Genomic DNA, 25,315 nt, shown 5'->3' on the forward strand with positions numbered 1-25,315 from the left:
GTTTCTTTTATTTTATAAAGAAACGGGGTGACAGTATGAGCTCTTTTACATTTAACAATATACGTAAGGATTTTATTCAAATCGAAAAAGGATGGAAAAACCCAGCGTGGGCGCCGTTAAAACGGAAATTTCTAAGTGTGCCAGGTTATCCAGGTGCAAGATTATTAACGACAGAAACTGAAATGCGAGTTTTGCCTGTTCCGGTCGGAATTATTGTTCCTGATGGATCTGATCTAGAAACATTAAAAGAAGAAATAGCAGAGTGGTTAATTACAGAAAAACCTGTTGAATTAGTCTTTGATGTAACACCTGATAGGACATACCTGGCGGTTATTGATGAAGATTTTGATTCTGAGGATTTTGTTACTTTAGGTAAAGGTACTTTGAATTTTGTTTGTCCGATGCCATATAAGTTAGGACCTACTAAAACAGTAGAATTTGAAATGGATGGGCGTGGGTTAATAGCAAATGTTCAAAATAAAGGAAGCGTCGAATCTAACCCGATTATTGAAATTGAAGTAACGAAACCTTCCACATTTCTTGATGTATGGAATGGAGACAATTATTTTCGTATCGGATGGCCGCTTAGCGTAAATCAGATACCTGTCGAAAGAAATCAGCGGGTAATGTGGGATGAGATGTCTACAACTGTAGGTTGGACGGATGTTCCGAATGCAGAAGATATGGTTGGGGGAGGGGCTTTTAAAGTAGATGCAGGCTCACGCCTAATTCCGGTTTATTTAGGTGAAACAAATATAAAAGGATGGCATGGTTGCATAGCTAAAAAGAACATCCCACAAGGCCCGCTACAAGATTTTATTATGCAGGCGTATGTTGGGATAAGAAGCTCTCACCCCGATCAAATGGGGCGTGTTGAGATAGGTTTATTGGATGAAAATAGCGACTATGTAGCTCGTATTTCTATGAATGATGTTCATTGGCAAGCAGAACAGAATACAGGGTTCGCTAAGCTTGGTAACAAAAAGAAACCAAACAGCGAGCGAATACTTATAAATGAACCTGGAGATCATCCTATTACATGGAATCAATATCGTGGTCGATTATGGTTAGCACGTACGGGAAATAGATGGGAAGCTTATATTTCTAAGTTTTTATGGAATACCGAAAAGGATGATTCGGAACGCTTTGTCGTGTGGGAAGATGAAAACAATATGAATATGGACAAAGTGGCACAAGTTCAAATAAGCATCAGTCAATTTTCGGATAACATGTTCTGTACAGACATGAGCATCGATGACTTGAAAATTTGGAAAGTCAATATGAATACCCAAGATAATCCGCCTTATATTTTTGATGTTGGAGATAAAGTAGTTATTGATACCGAGCGAAGCCTTGTATCAATCAATGGTAAAAAAGCTATAAACTTAAAAGATATATTCAGCGATTATCCCATTATTCAAAAAGGAACGAACAAACTTGAGATTATGCCTCCTGATGTAGGGATAGTCAAAATAACGTATAGGGAGCGATTTAGATGAGAACACCAAGCGGAACATTACATGTTGTTGATTTTAAAACAAGTCAAATCGTTTCTAATATACAAACAAAAGATTATTGGGATGATAAACGACATTGGGAAATTAAGAACAATATAGATACATTAGAATTTAAAGTGTTTGATAATACGGAACATGCAGCTACACTCATGCAGCAAAATTTAGTTCTAAAAGAAGTTCGTGATGGTCGCATTGTTCCATATGTAATTACTGAAGTTGAAAAAGATTCAGATGATAGATCGGTCATTGCTTATGCATCTGGTGAATGGATTCAACTCGCGAAAGCTGGCATTATCAATCCACAGAAGATTGTAGGTAAAACAGTCAATGAGTTTATCGATATAGCTCTTGTGGGTACGAAGTGGAAAAGAGGAAAAACAGAATACGCGGGCTTCCACACTATGACGATTGATGAATTCATAGATCCACTGAAATTTTTAAAAGACATTGCTTCCTTGTTCGATTTAGAAATTCAATATCGCGCAGAAGTTGTAGGGTCTCAAATTGTTGGTCGTTATGTAGATATGGTGAGAAAGCGAGGACGTAATACAGGCAAAGAAGTAACTCTTGGTAAAGATTTGATGGGTATCAAACGAATTGAGAATTCCCAAAACATCTGTACAGCCCTATTAGGGTTTGTAAAAAAAGAAGGTGGAGATTTTATAACCATCTCTAGTATTAATAATGGAGTTCCTTATCTTGTAGACAGTGATGCGTTTCAGCGATGGAATGAGCGAGGCCAACATAAATTTGGCTTTTATACACCAGAAACAGAAGAAGATATAACACCACAACGTCTTTTAACTCTTATGAAAACAGAACTAGCCAAACGAATAAATACATCTTATATATATGAAGTTCAAGCACAAAGTATAGGTCGTGTATTTGGACTAGTTCATGAGCTGATTAATGAGGGGGATACAATCCGAATAAAAGATACAGGATTTACACCAAAGCTTTATTTAGAAGCAAGGGCAATCGTTGGTGATGAATCACATACTGATCCTTCGCAAGATAAATACGCATTTGGTGATTACCGAGAAATTGTGGATGCTAATGAAGAATTACGTAAGCTCTATAATAAAGTCCTGGCTTCATTAGGTAGTAAACAAGAAATTTTAAATCAGCTAGATAAGTTGGTTAAAGAGAATGCTGAAAAAGTCCAGGAAAACCTAAAAAATAATACGGTAAATATTATTGAAGCTAAAAATCCACCAATCGATAATCTTATAGTAGGTAAGACATTATGGCGAGACATTAGTAAAGGTAAACCAGGTATTTTAAAAGTGTGGAACGGTAAAGGTTGGGAACTCCTTATTCCTGATGTAGAGTCAGTAAAGGAAGAAACCCTGAAACAAGTTAATAAAGATATTCAGCTCACAAAAGAAGAATTAAATAAGAAAGTGGAAGAAGCGCAAAGTGAAACCAATGGACAATTCAAGGAAGTTAAAAATAGTCTCCAAGAAGTTTCGCAAACTATTAAAAATGTACAGAACTCCCAAGGTGAAATTAATAAAACTGTTTCTGAAATGAAACAAACTAACGAGGGTTTTACTAAATCTATTGAATCGTTAGCAAAAAAAGATGGTGAAATCACTGAAAAATTAAATACAGTGGTAGAGACTGCTGAAGTTACGAAAAAGACCCTCTCTGAGGTGCAGCAAACAACAAATGATCTAAAGAAAACAACAACTGAAATTACAGAAAAAGCTGGCCAGATTAGTGAGAAGTTGGAGAGTGTAGAAAAGAAAGTTAATAACGATAAAGCTGGAGGTCGTAATCTGTTATTAGATTCAAATGTCAAATATGAAAAAACAGATTATCTAATCAATCCATATTCTCTAACTGAAAATTTTGTTGCAGGTGAGGAATATACTTTTGTAATTAAAGGAAGTGTCCCGCAAGGCCAGAAATTTGGAATTTGGCAGAATGGTGGTTCAAATAATGTTGGATATGCAACAAGTGTTTATGCGAATGGAATTACCTATGTCACTTTTAAAGCTGTAGCAGCAAGTAGTGGAAATGAAAGAAAGTTGAGTCTATATAACTTTCCAAGTAACACTACAAAATCCGTTGTAGAATGGGTCGCTTTATATAAAGGTAATAGGCCACAGGATTGGACACCAGCTCCAGAAAATCAAGTAACGAATGATGAATTCACTAAGAAAACAACCGAGATTGAAAAAAGTGTGGATGGTATTAAAGAAAGTATTAAAACGGTAGAAAAAACACAAACCTCTTTTAATGAACGTGTTAACACTGTAGAAAAGAATGCAGAAGGAACAACTGCAAGTGTTAAGAAATTACAGGAAACACAAACTGAGCAAGGAAAAACGCTTAGTGAGGCTACTACAACAATAGGTCAACATTCTGAAGCATTGAAATTAACAATGAAAAAGAAAGACGTTGAGGATTATGTAGGCGGTTTAGGTACTGTCAACGAATTGCGTGATGCGGATTTTAAGTTAGGGCAGAAATATTGGTTTTGGAATAGTGGTAATGGAGCAACTGGATCTGTTGATACGAATTTAAAATACAAAGGTATGAATACATTTGTAATTACCGGTACTGGCCAGACTCAAGATCGTTGGTGGGGACTTACAAGTCAATTCATTGAGTGTCAGGTTAACGAGGACTTTGTTGCATCAGGTTATTTCAATACGGATGGGAAAACACTTATTGATAGTGGCGGTGCATTTATAGAAATTGAATGGTGGACGGCTGACAAAAAAACTCGTGTTAAAACAGCTAGAACTAATATCAAGTTTGTAAATCATACATGGGTTCGTGCTATATGTACAGATAAAGCGCCAGCTAATGCAGCGTTTGTGAGATGGCGTTATTACGTTACGAGAAATGGGCGTTTATGGTGTGCTGCACCTATGTTACAACGCGGCACTATAGCTACAGAATTTTGGTTACATCCGAAGGATCAAACCGATGTTGATAAAATGCTAGAAGATATAGCTAATAGAGTAGCTACTGAGAAATACAATCAGAAAGTTACAGAGTTAGAAAGAAGTATTAGTGCTACTGAAAAAGGCGTTTCAATTATCTCTGGAAAACAAGAAACGTTTATAAATGAGACTTATAATGCCTATGTAAAGAAAACGGAATCTAAGTTAGAAGTGTTAGATGAAGGGATTTTAGCGCAGATTTTAAAGGACGGCATTGTCACTGCGATCAATATGTCCCCTGGGAAAATTACAATCAATGCTGCAAAACTGGATATTAATGCCGATACAATGGTGCGATGGTTAACCGCAAAGGGTATTGATACGAATCTTATCAAAATTAATGGCGATAAGATTACCATCGATAAAAACGGCGTTACTATTAAAATGTTAGACTTCCTTTTTGAAGATGAATGGGGAACGAAAACAACTGTTATGCCAAAACGAAATTTAATAGCCGATCATGATTTTTCTAGTGTTCCAAAATTGAACATAGGTAACTCAAATTATCAGGGGTTTGGTGCTGGATATGGTCTACCTTGGAAAGTACAAGGAAACGGTGTAGTGATAGAAAATAACACTTTTATATTTAACTATGAACAAATGGTAAATGCAGTCCGTGTCGACACGTATAATTATCCAGAAACAAAGGTTCAAAACGGGATTCATCCAGGAAACTCTTATACATTGTCAGCACATTATCGAACCGCACAGATTAACGGTGTGCGTACAACTGCAAAACCACGATTGCAGGTATGTTTTGTTACGCCATTGGATGAAGTGAGTTATAAAATTTGGCACGAAATATATAAAGATTTTCCAGAGCCATCTACATTTTATGGTGAAATTAGAAGGTATAATTTCACATTTACCGTTCCTAACAATTACAATCCACAAGAACATATGATTGTAATTAAAGTTACAGCTGCAAATGCGCAAGTTTCTGCGGGTAGAGCTGTTTGTGTTTCAGGGATAACATTGGTTAGTGGTAACTATGCTTGCATGTATAACTGGGATCGTGCAGCAGCAGAAAGGGCCGATGGTCTTCAACCGTTTAATAGAATTGCTATAGGCAGCGTAAATAACAACATAGGTCCAGCTGCTCATGGGCAGACCTTTGATATAAGTACAGAAAAGGATGTATTCATAAATCAACCTATTCTAACGCAGGGAATAAATTTAGGGCGTAATAAAATGGGCCAAGCTGGGTCCATTCGTTTCTTTGATGGCGGTCAAGGCTATGGGTTTTATTTTATGGGAATGGGAGGACAGTGGTACAAACTACCTAACGTTTAGGAGGAAAATATATGGATGATTACAAAGATTTACAAGGTTATCCCTTACAAGCAGGGCAAGGTGCTCCGTTTGCTGGTAGGTTAGTAGATTCAGAAAGAAACGAAAACGGAGTATTTGTGCGAATTCCTTTTGATATGCTAAACAATGCCGGTTTATATGGTGCTAATAAAGTAGAGGTGTGGGGGGAAACGGATGGAACGATATATTTCCGTATTGCAACAAGATGCGAAATATGTAAACGTGGAGCACGTCTATATGAATTAGATATGGGATTTGCAAAAAAGCATATTTGTATAGAATGTTATACATCGCTTACCGGGAATTATCCATCACAGCAACCACCAACTAATGAAAATACAAAGCAATCAATGCAGGAGCAGCAATAGCTGGTCTTTTTTTATATTTCTGTTTATATCAATTTTTTAGTATTTAAATAATTAATTATAATATATAATAAATATGATTTTGTTGTCATACAATTTAATATCGCATTTAGGAGGTATATTATGAAAAAAAAGTTTATGCTAATGATGTTGTTGTTTGTTTTGATGGTAGGGTTGCATCCTAATTCAATGACAAAAGCAGAAACATCAAGCGCACAAGGTGAACAATTTGAACAAGGGAAGTATGATTTACAAGCTGAGTTTTCTTTTGGTCAGAATTGGAATAAAAATTCACCTTACGTTGGACCAGAAACACCTAAAGTGAAATGGGAGTATAAGGTTTTTTACAAAGAAGGTGGTATTCAAACATTTTACAGTCAACCAGCAATTGGAAGTGATGGGACGATTTATATAGGAAATGCAAACCAAAAACTGTATGCATTTAATAAAGATGGTTCAGTTAAATGGGTTAAAGATGGTATAGCGAATATTTACACTTCACCTGTTATAGCGGCAGACGGAACTATTTATGTTGTAGGAGGAAAATTAACAGCTTTAAATCCAGATGGTTCAATAAAATGGCAAACTAAAGATAATGGTTATGTTGATACTCCTGTTCTAGATAGTGAAGGTACACTTTATGTACGCTATGCTGCTTATGATAAGAGAACAATACACGCATATAATCCAAATGGATCAAAAAAATGGGTATCAAGTGAACTGTTTAAAGGAACGACAACGGGAACTAATTCTATGCTTATGTCAAAGGATGGAATTATTTATACTGTATCTTCAAGTGGTGAAAATTATTATCTATATGCTCATGACAAAGACGGTAAAGAATTATGGAATAAAAAGATTAAGGGGAATGGAGGTAATCCTGGTTTTTCTTTAGGTTTAAATAGCGAATTATATATAAATGGTGGGTCTATTATATACGTTTTAGATAAAGATGGAAATATAATGAAACAATGGGAACAGGATGAGATTAGTTCGAAATCTGCTCCTACAATATATTCAAAAGATGGAACCATTTATATAGCTAAAAGCGGTGGTGTATATGCATATAATCCAGACTATACACTGAAATGGAAATATGAAACAGGTACTCAGGTTATTATTAACTCACCAGTAATCGATAAAAATGGTGTGATTTATGTTCATTCATCTCAACAATTATATGCATTAAACCCAGATGGGACACTGAAATGGAAGACCGAGTGGTCATCTCCTATTTTCCATGGTGGTACTTCAAATAACTCTATAAGCATTGGTAAAGATGGAGTTTTGTATATTCTAGGGCATGTGCCTAAGGAGAATAAAGAAACGTATTATTCATTAGTAGCTATTGGCGACTCTTATACAGACACTGTATGTACTAAAGATAGTACATACATGGAAGTACTTAAATCGTTGGAAGCAAAGAGTAAGAATGCTAAATTAACAGATGAAGAGAAGAAAGAATCACGTGATATTTTAAAGAAATTATCGGATGATCTTGATAAAACAGACAAATAAACTTACTTGGATTAATACAATTGAATGTTTTTTGAGAAAAGAGGGACAAGCGTCTCTCTTTTTTTATTATAAATAAGGAGATGGAAAGATGGATCGTATTGATGTATTAATGAAAGCATTTATTGCTACATTTGGTGGCTTTTGTGGGTATTTCTTGGGAGGATGGGATGCAACATTGAAAATCTTAGTAACGATGGCAGTTATTGATTATTTAACTGGCATGATTGCAGCAGGGTATAACGGAGAATTAAAAAGTAAAGTTGGTTTCAAAGGCATCGCCAAAAAGGTGGTGCTTTTTCTTTTAGTTGGAGCGGCAGCTCAATTAGATGCAGCGTTAGGAAGTAACAGTGCTATTCGTGAAGCAACAATTTTCTTCTTCATGGGTAATGAGTTACTTTCACTTTTAGAAAATGCTGGACGAATGGGTATTCCGCTTCCGCAAGCTTTAACAAATGCAGTTGAGATTTTAGGCGGTAAACAAAAACAAGAAGATAGAAGAGGAGATGTTAAGTAATGGGACAAATTATTGATATTTCAAAATGGAATGGTGACATTAACTGGCCTATAGCAAAGCAATACATTGATTTCATCATCGCTCGTGTACAAGATGGTTCAAATTATGTAGATCCATTGTATAAAGGATATGTACAAGCCATGAAGCAACATGGTATTCCTTTTGGTAACTATGCATTCTGTCGTTTCGTTTCTGAAAATGATGCAAGAATAGAAGCTCGTGACTTCTGGGAACGTGGAGACAAGAGCGCGACAGTCTGGGTTGCAGATGTTGAAGTAAAAACAATGAATGATATGAGAGCGGGCACACAAGCATTTATTGATGAACTACGCCGATTAGGTGCTCAGAAAGTTGGTTTATACGTTGGTCATCATATGTATGCTCCGTTTGGTATGGCAAATGTAAAAGCTGACTTTGTTTGGATTCCTCGTTATGGAGGTAATAAACCAGCTTATCCATGCGATATTTGGCAATACACAGAGACAGGTAATGTACCTGGTATCGGTAAGTGTGATTTGAACCAATTGATTGGTAGTAAATCATTATCTTGGTTTACAGGAGAGGAACAAACAGAACAATTTGTTGCTAATGGTGGCTATCAATACGTTAAATCTGGTGGATTTGGTATTTCACTGGTTCAGGAAGTCGTAAATGCTATGAATGAGCGTGGAACAAAAGGGAAGGTTGTCTCTGATCCATTAACTGGTTTAGCTTACTTACAAACTGAAGTACTACCTAATGGCGAGCTTGATAAGATTACAGCTTGGATGGATGAAAGAAACTGGTGGTACGAGTACATTAAAAAATAAAACAAAAGAATAGTTTTATGAACAAAAATAAGAGTCGTCCTGTTTGATGTGCCTCCCAATTGTTAGACACGAAAGACAATTGGAGGTGTACTTTTTTAGTGTATTAAAATGTCTCAATTATTTAGTTTGCCTTAGTATGAGTATACTCGGTTTATGCTAGAGTAGTTCTATTATTAATGCAGTGGAATTATATGGTATAATTTCACAAGAATATTATATAGAAGAGGATAATAGGTTTTGTTCTTTTCATATAGTAGTGCTATATCCTAGGAAAACGATGAGTTATGCTACTAACTCTATATTATTAATTAAATACATTAAAGGAGACAACAATGACAGCTGAATTAAGTATTAATAAATATGAAAAAAATTTAGAAACTGTTTTACCTGATTTGATTAAATCTCACAATGAAGAATCTTTAATTTTCTTTATAGGTGCAGGATGCTCAAGGATACAAGGCTATCCTAGTTGGGATGAATATATCGATGAATTAATCTCTTATTGGGTGTTAAATTTAGGGCAGGTAATTGATGGGAATTCATACTACTCTAAAGTAGAATCACAAGATATTAACATTTTGAAAAATTTAAAAATGAATGAAAAAATTGAGAAAAAAAGAAAGATTGATATAGTACATCAAGTTATTGAAAAGTATTGTAGACAAAAGGGATCTAATCCTGAAGATATTGAGGGGAAATCAAAAGATAGGTTTAAAGACAATGTACTGAAATATGAGAAATATAAATTCATGGATTGGGAGCCGAATATTAGAATTAATCCAGTCTTACAAGAGTTAGTTAAATTAGAATGCCTATTTATTACTACAAATTATGACAATCAAATTGAAAAACATTCTGAATTTAAAGGGAAAGATATAAGCATCTATAAAAAAGTTGATGAAGTACCAGAATTTCCAAAGGTGTTTTCTGTAATTCATCTCCACGGTACTCCAGATATTGATGAGCCAATATATTTTATTAATTCAAGTTCTTCCTACTCTCATTTATATCTAGATAATCAATCAAAATTACAGAGTATAACATCTTTACTCAGGAAGAAGAAAAATATATCAATTATCTTTATTGGTTGTAGTATGGATGAGGAGGAAGTTTTGACTCTCTTAGATAGGACGAAAAACAGTAAAGCGAATTATTACGCTTTGCTTTCGGATCGTAGCGATGTACCACCTAATAACCGAGAATTTTTTCAAAATGTAGAAGAAGAATTCTTCCTTAAAAAGAGAAATATCAATGTAGTACGTTATGGTGAGGATTACAAAAAACTTCCAATCTTTATAAAGGATTTTGTGGATAAATTAGATAAAGGAACAAAAAGAGATACTGAAAATGATTGGAATGAACTCTTTAATAATGCAGATAATAGTATAATTGATAAATATATTGCAAAGGAGAATTATTATTTTCTTAATCGTTTCTATAAACATGTTATGGAAAATAATAAAAAAGAGAAAACAAGAGAAATCTTAACAGCTTCATTTAATTCACAGCTGATCAAAAACGGGGAAATAGTGGATGCACATAAATATTCAGATTTTTGGACGTTTCTTTCAATGAACTTTTCGGAATTAAAGGGTAGAGAAAAAAAGATTGTTATAGAATTAATTAATAAAGTGACAAGATATGATAACCAAAACACTAGAGCGTTCATTACCATAGTGAATCAGTATTACTACATAGAAAAAAATGTAGGTAGCACCGATGAGAAATTAGCAGTTTTAAAACTTATATTTTCATCGGGTTTGTATGAGGAAATAATTAATGCATTTCAAGATAATGAAGTATATCTATATTGGATACTTTTTATTCTTAATAATAATCCAGCTCTTTATCGAGAAAAGCTAATCATAAGTATATTGCCTATTATTAATTTTAATAATGTTGAGTTAGAAACGAAAATAATACAATTACTTAAAAGTATATCTTGTTTTAGCTCAATTGAGTATAGTTTAAAATACGACATGGGTGCACAATTACTTTTTTTACTTTTAAAAGAAAGAAAGTTAAATTTGGAATCTCTAACAAATGACTCGCTATATAAAGTTAAATTTGTGCAAAAATTATTTGTTCATTTAGATAATAAGGAAATTAAGTATCCAGGAATTATCGAGAAAGTGATAAAGGAAATTGACTATACAGATGTATCGTTTGGGAATGAACTAAATTTATTTTTGAAAAATCATCCTGATATACGCATTGGAAACAAAACTCTTGATGAATACAAAGATGGAACCTCTCCTGTTCAAAAAGGTCAAGTATTGAAGAAACCTTTTATAAACAATCAAGAGTTAAAAGAGCTCTCGGTTGAAAGCATAATTAAAACACTAAATGTAAGCCGTAAAAGTCAAAAAAATGTTAACACTCTAACCTTATGTGCATTCAGTGTAGAGTGGCAGAATGAAGAATTAATATCCTTTTTTGAAATAGAACCTAAAAAAGGAGAAAAAATAGTGGAAGAATTATTAAAAGTTGAAAAGCTAAATAAATTGTATTCACAAGCTATTAGTGTGTTTCTACAAAATCACCCTGATAAGAAAGGATTGATTTACAAGTTTATTGAAGTTGTCGAAAAGGACAATATCAAATATGAGACATTTAAAACATTTAAAAGTTTAACAAAAGTAAATCCAGAATTAGTTTATGAATTTCTTACGTACCTAGATTATTCTGTGCTTGAACAGCAATTCATTGAGGGAATACCAAATGAACAGTTTATCGATATAAATTATTTTTTGAACTCCAATATTGGGAAATTTTACGAAATGTTGAGAGAATGTATACCGAATAAAGATATAGGAAAAGAAAGATTAAATTTGTACATTAATCAAACAAAGAATTCTTGTTTGAAGCAATATGTATGTGGAATGTTTTATGAATTTGCACCAAATGATGTAATTAAATCTACTTTCACTTCTTTTCAAGGTATGAGTCATTATTATGAAATTGGTAGAGATGATATGTCTTTTTATAAAAAGACAGTTATCGACCTTTTGTTAGGTGAAATAAAAGATTCATATTTAAATCGTAATATTATTCCTATTATAATGTATGAGATTGTTCCAAATAGTGATATTGATGTATCAAAGATTAATCAGGAAATTTTACATGAACTGCTTCCTGACTTGCTTCGATTCTATATTCAAGTTACTCCGTTTAATGAAAATATTTATAATTGGCTACTAGAGATACTGACAACGACAGAGCTATCCTCTACTTTACTAAAACTTATACTAAACATTTGTGAAGAGAGTAATGATGAAGAATTGAAAAGGATTGAAAAGATACTTACTGAAATTGAAAATAGTAAATTAAATTCTAATAAAAATATAGAACTAAATTTTGTTGAGTATTTTATTAAAGAAATTTTTAACAATAATTCTATTTTACGCAAGAAAAAAATTGATCTTTCTATAAAGATGATTATTATATGTTTTAAGAATAATTTTATAAAGATAAATGGTTCTGCTTATAAAGAGATAGATGAGATTATGGATATTATAAATCAAGTAGAGTTGTTTGATAGGCATAAAGAATTACTTGATAATATTAAGAACTACCTCCCAGCGATTGACTTTAAAAGTCTTGAAAGAAAATATGTGAGGATCTGAAAGTAGGCAAGGTTAATTATATTTTCTTCAAATTAACATCCGTTTATATAAAATAACTATAAAACAATAAAAAAAGGCGGCGCACACCGCCTTTTTTTATTATCTATTATAAGGAAAAAGAGCTTGAAGAGCTGATATATTTGTGAAAGCATACAGAATAGTAGAAATATAAAAAAGTGCTAACAAGTTTGCAAACGAACTTGCTAACACCTATAAGAAATAGATAAAAAATATCGCTGATATGTTACCTTCAAATATAGACTTAATCATATAGAAACCACTAATACTGAATACTCATAAAATCCTTCGTAATATCAAGAATATAATCACCCAGATATTCCTTTACTTTTAAGACGGAAACGAGGCATGATATTGATTTCTACCTCAGAGTTTGCGTCAAATAATAAAAAAATACGGTTTGTAAAACTAAAAATACAACAAGCTACAACCGGCATGAAATGGATTAAGATATTTAGAAATTTAAAAGATGATTTTCAAATAGGGGGAGAGGTGGATTTAGACCATATTCTCCAATATCCGAAAGATTATATTGTAGGAGAAAATAAAAGGGTGTTATTTCCATACAATGAGAGAATTTATAAAGTTCAAGGTACTAAAATAGAACCGGGTATAACAGTAAAGGAAAGAGAGTATTTATTTAAAGAATTTCAGCGTAAATTCTCTTATTTCACAATACTTCCAGAATGTAAAAAGGTAGCTACAAATAACAAAAATGAATTATTTCCTTTATTTGCCCCAAAAGGATTAGAGACATTAACATTAGAAGTTTGGTCTGAAGATATAGTGCTGGAAATAGAACAAACATTACTTGAGAGTCAAATTGTTTTGACTAAAGTTGGTGAAAATTCTTATGTATTGAATACAGATTTTCCAGTGTTATTAAAGATTGTGAGATACAATATTGAAAAGGTGTTACAAAATCCATATAAAATGCAATATTGCCAAAAATATAAAACAAATCTTGTAGATGATGTTACGAAAGCTGTCTATGCTACCGCGGGCGAGCGCAGTGATGCGACATTAGCATTAATCGCATTGAAAAATTGTGATGGACGAGAAAAAATTGATCCAAAACAAATCATTAGAGAGGGATTTGCACGAGCAAACCGTATTTCAACATTTATTAATTTATTTATAGGCCAAAGTGTATCTCGTAAAACAATTGTAAATAGTGTTTTTAGTTTATTAGAGCAAAAAGGATTTTTGAAGCGTAGTTGGAATAAGATAAATTTACCTTGTATATATGTTAATTTATCAATTGAACGAATATCGAAATTTGATTTCTTACCTATTCTTTCAAAAATAAAAGGAAAAGAAATTTTATATAAATTATATGGGAATACAGAATGGCAAACGATTGATTACGTATTATTAAATATAAATAAACATAATGCATTTTTACCACAACCATCAAAGAGAAATGATATGGGAGCTCTTTTTAAACAATATGTTTCCGAAACATTAATGGAAATTGTACAATATGCAAAAGAACAAAATGAACAAGTTTATTTCATTGTAGATGCAAATTTGAGAAGGTATTGGATAAAAGAGTTACAAAATAAAGAAATTAATACAGATATTTTACCTGATATTGTTCCAGAGGTGTTAAAGGTTCCAAATTTAAATATTATTAGAATAAATACAGGTTTTGATGTACCAAGTTACGGTGTAATAGAATCTGATGATGCTCTAGATAGCATTGGCTTATATACAGATCAAAAAGGGATGTATTATAGCACTGGTGAATATTCACTTAATTGTAGTGGGATTTTTCAGCGATATATACTTGAAATTTTACCATTGGGTGTAAAACCTGTAGAAAGGGATTATATCGCTAAAATGATACATTACATGTGCTGTAATTCTAGTATGCTTTCGAAAAAGAATGTACACATTACATATTCCATGCATATGGAAAAAGTAATAAAGAGTTATATTACTGACATAGATGCAAGAGAGTTTAAAGAATTTGATGATGAATTGGATGTAGATGTAGTAAAAGTAGAAAAGAAAGATTCAATTATTCTACTTTAAATACTAGTAAACAAATCCTGCTCGTTATATCGATCAGGATTTGTCATTTTTTTATGTAAATAAGGATATCCTTTGTCAAGTATCTTTTCGTTTACATATTTACTTTATGTGCAGACAGGATTAATATGTTTTTTAGAAATACAAAAACTATTTCATATGGAAAAACGATTTTTATTAATTGAAAAAATTTGAAAGGAATGGGGAATTGTGAAGAAATTAGATGTGCTCTTAATGCTATTGAGCGGCCTCTTTCCAATTGCAGGACTTACAAAGCAAATCCCTCTAGAACAATCTATATATATTGGAGGGCTTTTATTTTTTACTAGTTTCGGTAGTTATTTTGCTAAAAAGATGTATTCACGTATATGCAGTTGGATAGCGTATGCGCCATTTATAACACTACTGTTAGTTATTTGGCATCAAGATATTGCAACAAGCTCAATCATAGCAAATGCGAAAATTGCTGCATGTGTCGCGTTAATTCCATGTTTATTCCGTTTTCGTACATATGGACTTACTTTGGGCTTATTCTCATTATGGGCCGCTTTACTATGGGATATAAAAGAAGTACAGTCGTTAGTCATACTTGAACGCATAACGAGTTTAATGACAAGCCATTATGTATATATATTACTATTAATTGGAGGACTTGTATTAGGAGGATTACTTGCGATGTTCATTCACCGCAAAGAGAAAGATAATCAAGAAAATATAAATCTACTTGGACCAAAAAAGAAACGCAAAAGATTATCAATTAAGATTCGACTTCCAAGATTGCCGAAATTAAAGATGAAACTATTTAAGTTTGGTGGGAAAGAATCTAAAAGTAAAATGCCAGAAAAGATCCATGAGTATAAGTACGAAGAACCAGTTGCAACATATGAAATGACAGAGCAAATAGATCCATACAAAGAAAATGCAGTTCAAGGTCAAACAAGGATGGAACGCCGAAGAAATAGGTATAATGCATAATGAGGTTTAATAACCCCGTAATGACTTATCTTAATATTGATAAATCATTACGGTTTTTTTATGTAATGAAATGAAGGTTGCTAATGTGGGGGGAACAGCATATTTTATAGGTGGGAACCAAAATGAAATAAGGGGAGGATAAAATGCTTATCATTACATATATATCTGCTTGTATATTATTCTTAGTTAGTTTTTTACATGTATATTGGGCTTTCGGAGGTAATTGGGGGACAAATAGTGTTATTCCAACTAAAGCAGGGGAAAAGGCGTTTACACCTCGTGCCGGAATGACATTGGTCATTGCATTATTATTAAGTATGGCAGCAATAATTTTGTTGCAACAAGCAAATATTGTTCATTTTGCAGTTCCTAATGTTATTATTCAAGTCGGTTCCTGGATTTGTATGATCGTCTTTTCTATTAGAGTAATTGGTGAATTTAACTATTTTGGTATCTTTAAACGACAAAAAGATACGCACTTTGCAAGAATGGATACCGGTTTATATATTCCACTTTGTGCATTTTTATCTTTATCTTTCTTATTAGCAATAATTTTGTGAGTGAATAATAGTAGTTTCCGTTCTCAAAATATATATAAACGTGAGAAATCTAAGAGGTAAATAAAAAGGATGTAAGCGCCTTCTTGTCGAAATGTAAATTATTATGAAAGGCGGTGACACTATGAAGTATGTAAAAGTTAGTATGAATGGTGGAAGTGAACATAAATTCTCAATGACTTTAGATCGGTTTGAAGAACTTATTACTACAGAGAATGGGATATTAGAAAATAAATTAGTATGTATTGAAAATGTAATGATTAATCCTACTAATATATCTTCTGTAGTTGAAAAAATTGGTGTACCGGCTAAGTTTATGGAAGCTTAAAATCTTTAGATAAAAAACATCCATTGAGGATGTTTTTTAATTTATAAATATGAAATTGTGCAGTGAAATTTTGAGTAGATTTTTTAGCAATGACTGTGCATATATTAAGTACCTGAACATGTTGCTTAATACATGCACGAAATAATAAGCACAAGCATATATTATGTAGTAGGACAAGATCTTCGTGTCCTACTTAATACTCAGAAAAAACCTCTAATCACATAAGAGCAGCTAATTGCAGGGTGCTCTTATTTTTTATGAAAATCTACTATGAGCCTTATTTTATAGTAGGATGCAATAATAAAGGGCTATTTTGAAATAGTGTTTTTTAGCCTTTAATTTTAAATTTATCTTTAACGTTAATAAATATTAAAAATAATATGATAGCAGAAATTAAGTTAGATAAGTAGAAATTTTGATGAAACAGTAGTTCAAAGATGACATCGAAAGTAACGAATAAGGCAATAGCAGGTAGTATGCAAATAAATATAAATCTCCAATTTTTTAAGTAATGTTTATAATTTGTAAGTACTTTATCCATAAATATAGCTCCTATATTTTTGTTTTTATATAATTATACATTTAGATACAAGGATTTTCAAAGTAAAAATATTTAGCAATTCAAAAATATAAGGAGAGCTTTTGTTGAAAATCCAGATTGCTGTAGTAATCTGGATTTGACTTTAAAGAACTATACTAAAATGATACACTATAATCTACGTTATTTTTGAAATGAATAGAGGGATTTGTGTGATAGATAAAATTAAAAATGCTGTAGAGGATATGTACGAAGATGAGGCTAAAGATTTACTTCAAAGTATTCTCATACAGTTAAACTTATTAGAAGAAAACTATAGTGAAGATACAATTAAAAATTTGATGGATATTCCGAAACAATTAACAAGTAATCCTACTTATAAAAGGAATGTAAAAGACAGTACGCACGTACATATTGCTTTTGATGATTCAACGGCTGGTTGCTTAAAATATATGTTAAGTCAAGAAGAATTATTTGAAGAGAGTGTTGTTGCTTTTTCGGAATTTTTTTCAATTGGACCGATATATAGGTTGCATACGAATGAGGGGCAACTAGCAAGACAGGAGTGGTTAATAAATAACTTAACTGCTTATGATAGTTATTTTGAAGAAGAATATTTATCAAGATTTATAGCAACTATAGAAGAACTACATACTATTCCTGTTGAAACACCTATTACAATTTGGAAGGCTGATAATGCACATGAACATGTAGGCCTAAGTTTTGTAATAGCACAATTAAAGGATAAGAAAAACATTCGAGTTATTAATACGTCTGAAGCAAGTAGAGAAATATTAAAACAAGAGTATGATATTCGTGGAACGGGAGAATTACCACCTGAAAGTTTAGCTCTATTCCAAAAAAGTTTTATAAAGTTACCTTATTTAACTGAAGAGAAGCGCATGAAGTTTGAACATGAGTGGGATAGATTATCGGAAAGCATAGAATGTTTAAGAGTGTGGAAAGAAAATGAAGTGCATTTTGTACAAGAAGATTATTTTGATCAATTTATAATTGAATGCGCGAAAAGTGTGGGTGCTGATCGAGAGTTCCTCAAAGCTCCTAGAGTAATTGGTGAAGCACTTGGTCTTGTTGAACAATTGGTTGGAGATACCTTCTTAGAATATCGCTTGAAACAATTAATTAAACAAGAAGTATTTGAATTTGAAGGTTCGTTAGATGAAATGCGTTTTTATAGTGTGAAGTTAAGGAAATAATAAACACATTCTATTTTTGAAAGGCTCGTATTTTTAATAATACGAGCTTTTTAAGTTGAATTTGGGCTATACATAAGCTTCCTAGAGAGGGCATATCACATATGAATGATAAAGGTAATGAATGAAAAGAAGGTGATTTGTTAATATGTATAACCAACAAAATTATCCATATGATCAAGCGATGTATTATAATCCACAAAACTACGGGTATGAACCTACAAATGAAGTGAGAGATATTGAACAAGAAGATTACAGACCAGATGATGCGGAGGATGCTCCAACGTCACCACCACCGTCACAAGCGCCATCGTTACCGGCTACATTTGCTTCTCCGGCACAACCAGGCAATATGAAATCATGGATGTGTAACTGTTTAGGAAGATGGGGCTATTTACGTTTACATCGTCCTGGACCTTTTGGAAGGGATTTATGGTTCTTTCCGACTGAAGTGAGAAGAAACGGAGTATCAGGTTACACTTGGCAAGGTGGTCGTCGTCGTAAAGTAAGTTATCGCTATCAACAAATTAGTAATTTTATGTGCTTCGCATAAAGAGAGGTGGGAGAGTAAAACGATTGTACTCTCTCACTTTTTTATTTTTCAATATACGAAGTAAGATTTTGATTAAAAATTTACAATTTTCACGTTTTTATTAGAGTATAATGCATATGTTGGTTGGTTTTCAAAAACAAATGAGAGTGAGGGAATACAATGTCAATGAAAAACAAAGTTGGGTTAAGCATAGAGGATGGCATTAATTTAGCTTCAGCTCAGTTTAAAGAAGATGCGTATGAAATTTATAAAGAATCGCGAAAAAAACAACCTATATTATTTGTAAACCAAGTTGAAATCGGTAAAGAATGGCTCATTACTAGATATGAAGATGCTCTGCCACTTTTAAAAGATAATCGTTTAAAAAAAGATTGGACAAATGTGTTTTCTCAAGATATAAAGAACATGTATCTTTCCGTTGATAATAGTGACCACTTAACAACACATATGCTAAATTCAGATCCACCTAACCACAGTCGTTTACGATCTTTAGTTCAAAAAGCTTTTACACCGAAGATGATTGCACAATTAGACGGAAGAATTCAGAGAATAGCAGATGATTTGATAAGTGATATAGAGCGAAAAGGTATATTAAATCTTGTGGATGATTATTCATTTCCATTACCAATTATTGTGATAAGCGAGATGCTCGGTATTCCAAAAGAAGATCAAGCGAAATTTAGGATTTGGTCTCATGCTGTTATTGCATCACCAGAAACACCTGAAGAAATAAAAGAGACTGAAAAACAACTATCTGAATTTATTACATATCTTCAATATTTAGTTGATATTAAAAGAAAAGAGCCAAAAGAAGACTTGGTGAGTGCTTTAATACTTGCAGAGAGTGAAGGGCATAAACTTAGCGCTCGGGAACTATATTCAATGATAATGCTATTAATTGTCGCAGGACATGAGACGACAGTGAATTTAATTACAAATACGGTATTAGCACTTCTTGAAAATCCAAATCAATTACAGTTATTAAAAGATAATCCAAAACTAATTGATTCGGCTATTGAGGAAGGATTGCGTTATTATTCTCCAGTTGAGGTTACAACTGCAAGATGGGCAGCGGAACCTTTTCAAATTCACCATCAAACAATACAGAAAGGAGATATGGTTATTATTGCATTGGCTTCAGCGAACCGTGATGAAACAGTATTTGAAAATCCAGAAATATTTGATATTACACGGGAGAACAACCGTCACATTGCCTTTGGTCATGGTAGTCATTTCTGCTTAGGAGCTCCACTTGCGAGGTTAGAAGCAAAGATTGCTATTACTACTTTGTTTAATCGAATGCCTGAACTACAAATAAAAGGGAATCGTGAAGAAATTAAATGGCAAGGTAACTATTTAATGCGTTCTTTAGAGGAATTGCCTTTAACTTTCTAGAATAGTTAAAAGGAGACATGCATACATCGAAAATGATTTACATAGAGTATGTATGTGTTATTTAAATTTGAAACGGAAGGGTGAAGACATCCCAATGATCAACTAATTCTATTTGTAAGAGATCTTCGTTAAAAAACGAAATATTCTTCTGAATAGGGTTAGTCTGTACATTTATAGAAAAGGGATGTATTTCGCTCTGCGAATATATTGTCTTTTTATATGATTTGTGCTGCCTCCTGTTCAGAACATGAAATAGGAGGCTTTTTTATGTCGACAAATGTAGTAACGAAACAAAACAATGGGGTATCACAAGTATTAAAAAATCGGTTTGTTCAAGGGATTTTAGCATCAGCATTATTTTTACAAATAGGAATATGGGTTCGAAACTTTGCGGTATTACTATATGTAATGGAAATGACAAAAGGTGATGCTTTTGCTATTTCTATGATTTCAGTTGCTGAATTCGCTCCAATTTTTATTTTTTCATTTATTGGCGGTACCTTTGCTGATAGGTGGAAGCCAAAGAAGACAATGATATGGTGTGAAACGTTAAGTTCCATTTCAGTATTCGCTGTATTAATTACGCTTATGTTTGGAACGTGGAAAATTGTGTTTTTTGTGACACTCATCTCTGCAATCCTTTCACAGTTTTCACAACCATCTGGAATGAAGTTGTTTAAACAACATTTATCAACGGAACAAATTCAATTAGCGATGTCTATATATCAAACGATATTTGCAATATTTATGGTATTAGGACCAATTCTAGGGACATTTATCTTTCATAGTTTTGGAATTTATATTTCAATCATCATAACAGGTATCTCGTTTTTACTTGCGGCAGTTGTATTGTTATTTCTTCCGAAAGATCTTGAAAACGACGTAGAAAAGAAAGATATCACTCTGCTGCAGGAGATGAAGGATGGTATTAAGTATGTCAAAAAGAAAAAAACATTAACTTTGCTAGGGCTTTGTTTTATGGCTGCAGGACTAGGTATAGGATTAATTCAGCCATTAGGTATATTTATTGTGACTGAGCAGTTAGGATTATCAAAAGAGAGTTTACAGTGGCTACTAACAGTAAATGGTGCGGGAATGATTGTTGGCGGAGCATTAGCAATGGTATTTGCGAAAAATGTTGCTCCGCAAAAGATGTTAATTATCGGTATGCTTGGTCAAGCAATTGGTATTGGCATTATAGGATATTCTACAAATTTATGGGTGACACTTACGGCGCAGCTTTTTAGTGGTTTAGCTCTTCCTTGTATCCAAATTGGTATTAATACGCTTATTATTCAAAATAGCGATACCGATTTTATAGGTCGTGTAAATGGTATTTTAAGTCCGCTTTTTACCGGTTCAATGGTAGTAACGATGAGTATAGCTGGTTCATTAAAAGAGATGTTTTCATTAAGTATGATGTATGAAGGGACGGCTTTACTTTTTATAATTGGATTATTGTTTATTTTACCTATATACAATTTAAAGCCAGTAATAGCGGTAGAAAGTGAAATAAGTGGTAAAGGAAGTGCCGTACAAAATGAATCCTAATCCAAATGTTAAATACCCTATTGAAGGAAATCAAAACGTTCAATTTATAAAAAATATAATAACAAAACCTAATATACTTGTTGGTGACTATTCTTATTATGATGCGAAAGATGGAGAAACATTTGAAAATCGAGTATTACATCATTATGAATTTCTTGGGGATCGCCTTACTATTGGAAAGTTTTGTTGTATTGCATCTGGAGTTAACTTTATTATGAACGGAGCGAATCATCGGATGGATGGATTTTCGGCATATCCATTTAATATCTTTGGAAATGGGTGGGAGAAGTATACACCTAGTTTGTCTGATTTACCTTACAAAGGCGATACAGTTATAGGAAATGACGTTTGGATTGGTATGGACACAACTATTATGCCCGGAATAAAAATAGGAGATGGTGCAATCATTGCAGTTAAATCTGTTGTGACTAGAGACGTCGCACCATATACAATTGTTGGTGGAAATCCAGCAAATAAAATAAAAGAGAGATTTTCAAATGAAATAATAGAAGAATTATTACAAATTCAATGGTGGCATTTTGACATTGAAAAAATAACTGAAAATATAGATGTGATTGTACGAGGAGATATTGAACCATTAAGAAAGCTAAAAAGGGAATAAAAAATGCATGACAAAGAGTATCATACCTCCGAATTTTGTTAATGATAATAGAACAAGGAGGTGTGATACTATGGCACAAGACGTTTTATGTGAAGTAAATAACTGTAAATTTTGGGCGAACGGTAATAAATGTAGTGCAGAGGCAATTTACGTAGTAAGTCATAAAGGTAAACATGCATCTACAACGGAAGAAACAGATTGCAAAACTTTCGATCCAGAAGTATAAATGTTTGAAGGGTAGCCAAATCGTGGTTGCCCTTTTATTAATTATAGTATTGATAATAAATATCATTTTCATTCATTGTTTTTAACTTTTCTTGTTATTTTTTCATATTTTTTTCATAAGTGATGTAATCCAACTCAATTCATGTTCAATTCGTGATTTACTAAATTCAATGACTTCAGTAATAAAAGATGAGGTAACATCTAGAGACTGAATAGCAGTAAGCTGATTATATAGTACGTTTTGACGTACAGTCAAAATCTCTTTTCTATCCTCATAGTCAAGTTTTTCAAATAGCGCAATACGAACAAGAAATTCTGTATTGTTTGTCGCAAGTTTTTCGGGAAACTCTCGTAACATTTCAGAAAAAATTTCTTCTCCTGTTTCTGTTATATCGTACATATTTCGGTTTGGTTTTCCGACTTGTTTATGTATTTTTTTCGTTATAGCACCCATATTTTCAAAGCGCCGAAGGGCAGGATAAAGCATGTTGTGATTTAATTCGAAATTTTCACCTAAACGATTTTGAACATTTTTTTTAATTTCATATCCATGTTTTGGTCCTGTCGTTAATTCTGCTAGTAGTAAAATGTCAACGTACATAAAAATCCCCCTTATATATTTCTCAAGTTCTCTAATGAAAAATCCCCTTTGGTATATGTTAAAATAACATATGATAGTTTATACAACTTTGGACTGCCGACCTATCACTTTTATTGTAAAAGAAAAGGGAGGAAAGAACTATGGCTTCACCTGAAAATGTTATTTTAGTTCATGAAATTTCAAAGCTGAAAACAAAAGAAGAATTATGGAATCCATATGAATGGTATCGTTTGATGAGGGATAATCACCCAGTTCATTATGATGAAGAGCAGGATGTATGGAATGTTTTTTTATATGATGATGTAAATCGTGTTTTATCAGATTATCGCTTATTTTCAAGTAGAAGGGAGCGCAGACAATTCTCAATCCCTCCTTTAGAAACTAGAATAAATATAAACTCTACAGATCCACCAGAACATCGCAATGTACGTTCCATTGTTTCTAAGGCATTTACTCCAAGAAGTTTAGAACAGTGGAAACCTCGAATACAGGCTATCGCAGATGAACTTGTACAACATATCGAAAAATGTAGTGAAGTTAATATCGTTGAACAGTTTGCTGCACCTTTACCTGTTACCGTTATTTCCGATTTATTAGGAGTCCCAACAACAGATCGTAAAAAAATGAAAGAATGGTCTGATATTTTATTTATGCCGTATAGTAAAGAAAAGTTTAATGATCTGGATGCCGAGAAAGGGATAGCATTACATGAATTCAAAGCATACCTTCTACCGATTGTTCAGGAAAAGAGATATCATTTAACCGATGATATCATTTCTGATTTAATTCGAGCTGAATATGAAGGCGAAAGATTAACCGATGAAGAAATTGTAACCTTTTCATTAGGTTTACTAGCGGCTGGGAATGAAACCACTACAAATTTAATTATTAATAGCTTTTATTGCTTTTTAGTAGATTCACCTGGAATTTATGAAGAGTTAAGAAAAGAACCTAACTTAATTTTAAAAGCGATTGAGGAAGTATTACGCTATCGCTTTCCTGTTACATTGGCCCGGAGGATTACAGAGGATACAAATATATTTGGTCCTTTCATGAAAAAGAATCAGATGATTGTTGCGTGGGTTAGTGCAGCGAATTTAGATGAGAAAAAATTTTCACAAGCCTCTCAATTTAATGTACATCGAACAGGAAATGAAAAGCATTTAACCTTTGGGAAAGGTCCTCACTTTTGCTTAGGAGCACCACTTGCACGTTTAGAAGCTGAGATTGCATTAACTACCTTTATAAATGCTTTTGAAAAAATAGAGCTATCTCCATCTTTCTGTTTAGAAAAATGTATATTGGAAAATGAACAAACATTAAAATACTTACCTATTCGAATGAAAGCCAAATAAAAATCTTAACAAGGTGCATACATTTGCATCTTGTTTTTTTGTTTCTCAATTGTGAGTTTTCGGCAATTACCTTAATATGGAATTGTATAAAACGTAGAGGAGGATTCTTATGTTGACTTGTAATGGAAGTAAATCATTTCAAAAGTTTATTAAAGGTGTTACAAATCTTATGGAAAACGGTTTATTTGAAGAAGAAATAGTGTGTGGCATTGAAAAGTTACTAGAAGAACTTTTAGAAAAGAAAACATGGCTTCCGTTAGATAAACAGAAGGCCAATTTGACTCAATATGCACGACATTTATTGTATGAAGATCCGCTCAAACGTTTTGAAGTACTAGCTCTCGTATGGAAAGATGGACAATCTACACCTTTACATGACCATGACGGCACATGGGGAGTAGAAGGCGTTTTTTCAGGAAGGATTATGGTGAAGAACTTTATACAAACGAAACAACTTGGAAATTCACTTGTTTATTTAACACATACAGGAAATCTTTATTTGGGAGAAGGAGAAACAGATAAAGTAATTCCACCAGCGGATTGTCATATTCTTGAAATTAGCAAAAATGAAAGCGTTATTACGATTCATGTCTATGGAAAACGGCTAGAAAAGTTTAAAGTATATATCCCAACTGAAGAAAAAAATGTGTACATGTGTGAGACAAAATACATTAGTTATAATTCATAGTTTAAAATCCAAAGCTTTTTTAAAAAGAAAAGCTTTGGATTTTA

Annotated in this window: 21 protein-coding genes; 19 read left to right on the plus strand and 2 right to left on the minus strand. The window is 32.8% G+C overall.

Annotated elements, in window-relative coordinates; all coding sequences use genetic code 11:
- The first annotated feature begins 35 nt into the window (after nucleotides 1-35).
- From ACTFN4_RS23695 to ACTFN4_RS23745, 11 genes are all read left to right on the plus strand, one after another.
- Nucleotides 36-1,499 (plus strand): distal tail protein Dit, encoded by a 1,464-nt coding sequence (locus tag ACTFN4_RS23695; protein ID WP_439962900.1) that lies wholly within the window; start codon nucleotides 36-38, stop codon nucleotides 1,497-1,499.
- Nucleotides 1,496-5,767 (plus strand): phage tail spike protein, encoded by a 4,272-nt coding sequence (locus ACTFN4_RS23700; protein ID WP_439962902.1) that lies wholly within the window; start codon nucleotides 1,496-1,498, stop codon nucleotides 5,765-5,767. Before ACTFN4_RS23695 ends, ACTFN4_RS23700 begins: the two co-directional genes overlap by 4 nt.
- Before the next feature lie 11 nt (nucleotides 5,768-5,778).
- Entirely contained in the window at nucleotides 5,779-6,153 is a 375-nt protein-coding gene (locus tag ACTFN4_RS23705) for a hypothetical protein (RefSeq protein ID WP_439962903.1), read from the plus strand.
- Nucleotides 6,154-6,273: 120 nt separating this feature from the next.
- On the plus strand, nucleotides 6,274-7,668 hold the full coding sequence (locus ACTFN4_RS23710; RefSeq protein ID WP_439962904.1) for an outer membrane protein assembly factor BamB family protein: 1,395 nt from the start codon (nucleotides 6,274-6,276) through the stop codon (nucleotides 7,666-7,668).
- 88 nt (nucleotides 7,669-7,756) lie between these two features.
- Nucleotides 7,757-8,182: a phage holin family protein gene (locus tag ACTFN4_RS23715; protein ID WP_070179436.1), complete on the plus strand. Its 426-nt coding sequence runs from the start codon at nucleotides 7,757-7,759 to the stop codon at nucleotides 8,180-8,182.
- The gene (locus ACTFN4_RS23720; protein ID WP_439962905.1) at nucleotides 8,182-8,991 is read left to right on the plus strand and encodes a GH25 family lysozyme; all 810 of its coding nucleotides are present in this window, start codon (nucleotides 8,182-8,184) and stop codon (nucleotides 8,989-8,991) included. The genes ACTFN4_RS23715 and ACTFN4_RS23720 overlap by 1 nt, the downstream gene beginning before the upstream one ends.
- Before the next feature lie 332 nt (nucleotides 8,992-9,323).
- A complete protein-coding gene (locus ACTFN4_RS23725; protein WP_439962907.1) occupies nucleotides 9,324-12,617 on the plus strand; it encodes an SIR2 family protein in 3,294 nt (1,097 codons plus the stop codon).
- Between the two features lie 372 nt (nucleotides 12,618-12,989).
- Nucleotides 12,990-14,672: an RNaseH domain-containing protein gene (locus ACTFN4_RS23730; protein ID WP_140158321.1), complete on the plus strand. Its 1,683-nt coding sequence runs from the start codon at nucleotides 12,990-12,992 to the stop codon at nucleotides 14,670-14,672.
- Nucleotides 14,673-14,879: 207 nt separating this feature from the next.
- Nucleotides 14,880-15,644 carry a DUF3959 family protein gene (locus ACTFN4_RS23735; protein WP_000732180.1) on the plus strand — a complete coding sequence of 255 codons (765 nt, stop codon included), beginning with the start codon at nucleotides 14,880-14,882 and terminating at the stop codon, nucleotides 15,642-15,644.
- Between the two features lie 143 nt (nucleotides 15,645-15,787).
- Nucleotides 15,788-16,204, plus strand: coding sequence for a DUF3995 domain-containing protein (locus ACTFN4_RS23740; protein ID WP_000905568.1), 417 nt, complete (start codon nucleotides 15,788-15,790; stop codon nucleotides 16,202-16,204).
- A 121-nt stretch (nucleotides 16,205-16,325) separates the two neighbouring features.
- Complete coding sequence (locus ACTFN4_RS23745; protein ID WP_000878369.1) at nucleotides 16,326-16,529, plus strand: hypothetical protein; 204 nt, start codon at nucleotides 16,326-16,328, stop codon at nucleotides 16,527-16,529.
- A 328-nt stretch (nucleotides 16,530-16,857) separates the two neighbouring features.
- Here the strand turns inward: ACTFN4_RS23745 and ACTFN4_RS23750 are convergent, their stop codons facing one another.
- Nucleotides 16,858-17,070: a hypothetical protein gene (locus ACTFN4_RS23750; RefSeq protein WP_000362067.1), complete on the minus strand. Its 213-nt coding sequence runs from the start codon at nucleotides 17,068-17,070 to the stop codon at nucleotides 16,858-16,860.
- 209 nt (nucleotides 17,071-17,279) lie between these two features.
- Here ACTFN4_RS23750 and ACTFN4_RS23755 point away from each other — a divergent pair, with 209 nt between their 5' ends.
- The 6 genes from ACTFN4_RS23755 (at nucleotide 17,280) to ACTFN4_RS23780 (ending at nucleotide 22,628) form a co-directional block, all read left to right on the plus strand.
- The gene (locus ACTFN4_RS23755) at nucleotides 17,280-18,284 is read left to right on the plus strand and encodes a DUF1835 domain-containing protein (RefSeq protein ID WP_000565681.1); all 1,005 of its coding nucleotides are present in this window, start codon (nucleotides 17,280-17,282) and stop codon (nucleotides 18,282-18,284) included.
- A gap of 145 nt (nucleotides 18,285-18,429) precedes the next feature.
- Nucleotides 18,430-18,834, plus strand: a complete 405-nt coding sequence (locus tag ACTFN4_RS23760) for a hypothetical protein (protein ID WP_439962908.1) — start codon at nucleotides 18,430-18,432, stop codon at nucleotides 18,832-18,834.
- A 159-nt stretch (nucleotides 18,835-18,993) separates the two neighbouring features.
- Nucleotides 18,994-20,229, plus strand: a complete 1,236-nt coding sequence (locus ACTFN4_RS23765; RefSeq protein WP_086404447.1) for a cytochrome P450 family protein — start codon at nucleotides 18,994-18,996, stop codon at nucleotides 20,227-20,229.
- A gap of 267 nt (nucleotides 20,230-20,496) precedes the next feature.
- The gene (locus tag ACTFN4_RS23770) at nucleotides 20,497-21,780 is read left to right on the plus strand and encodes an MFS transporter (RefSeq protein WP_000106401.1); all 1,284 of its coding nucleotides are present in this window, start codon (nucleotides 20,497-20,499) and stop codon (nucleotides 21,778-21,780) included.
- The gene (locus ACTFN4_RS23775) at nucleotides 21,770-22,402 is read left to right on the plus strand and encodes a Vat family streptogramin A O-acetyltransferase (RefSeq protein ID WP_439962913.1); all 633 of its coding nucleotides are present in this window, start codon (nucleotides 21,770-21,772) and stop codon (nucleotides 22,400-22,402) included. The genes ACTFN4_RS23770 and ACTFN4_RS23775 overlap by 11 nt, the downstream gene beginning before the upstream one ends.
- 70 nt (nucleotides 22,403-22,472) lie before the next feature.
- Entirely contained in the window at nucleotides 22,473-22,628 is a 156-nt protein-coding gene (locus tag ACTFN4_RS23780) for a DUF1540 domain-containing protein (RefSeq protein ID WP_000046095.1), read from the plus strand.
- 102 nt (nucleotides 22,629-22,730) lie between these two features.
- On the opposite strand, the gene ACTFN4_RS23785 is transcribed toward ACTFN4_RS23780, so the two are convergent.
- Entirely contained in the window at nucleotides 22,731-23,228 is a 498-nt protein-coding gene (locus tag ACTFN4_RS23785) for a PadR family transcriptional regulator (protein ID WP_000289127.1), read from the minus strand.
- Between the two features lie 140 nt (nucleotides 23,229-23,368).
- Between ACTFN4_RS23785 and ACTFN4_RS23790 the strand changes: the two genes are divergently transcribed.
- Both ACTFN4_RS23790 and ACTFN4_RS23795 read left to right on the plus strand, forming a co-directional pair.
- Nucleotides 23,369-24,583: a cytochrome P450 gene (locus ACTFN4_RS23790; RefSeq protein WP_098213772.1), complete on the plus strand. Its 1,215-nt coding sequence runs from the start codon at nucleotides 23,369-23,371 to the stop codon at nucleotides 24,581-24,583.
- A gap of 109 nt (nucleotides 24,584-24,692) precedes the next feature.
- On the plus strand, nucleotides 24,693-25,271 hold the full coding sequence (locus ACTFN4_RS23795) for a cysteine dioxygenase family protein (RefSeq protein ID WP_000954442.1): 579 nt from the start codon (nucleotides 24,693-24,695) through the stop codon (nucleotides 25,269-25,271).
- Nucleotides 25,272-25,315: the final 44 nt, after the last annotated feature.

Source organism: Bacillus cereus group sp. MYBK95-2, assembly GCF_051915225.1.
GTDB lineage: Bacteria > Bacillota > Bacilli > Bacillales > Bacillaceae_G > Bacillus_A > Bacillus_A cereus.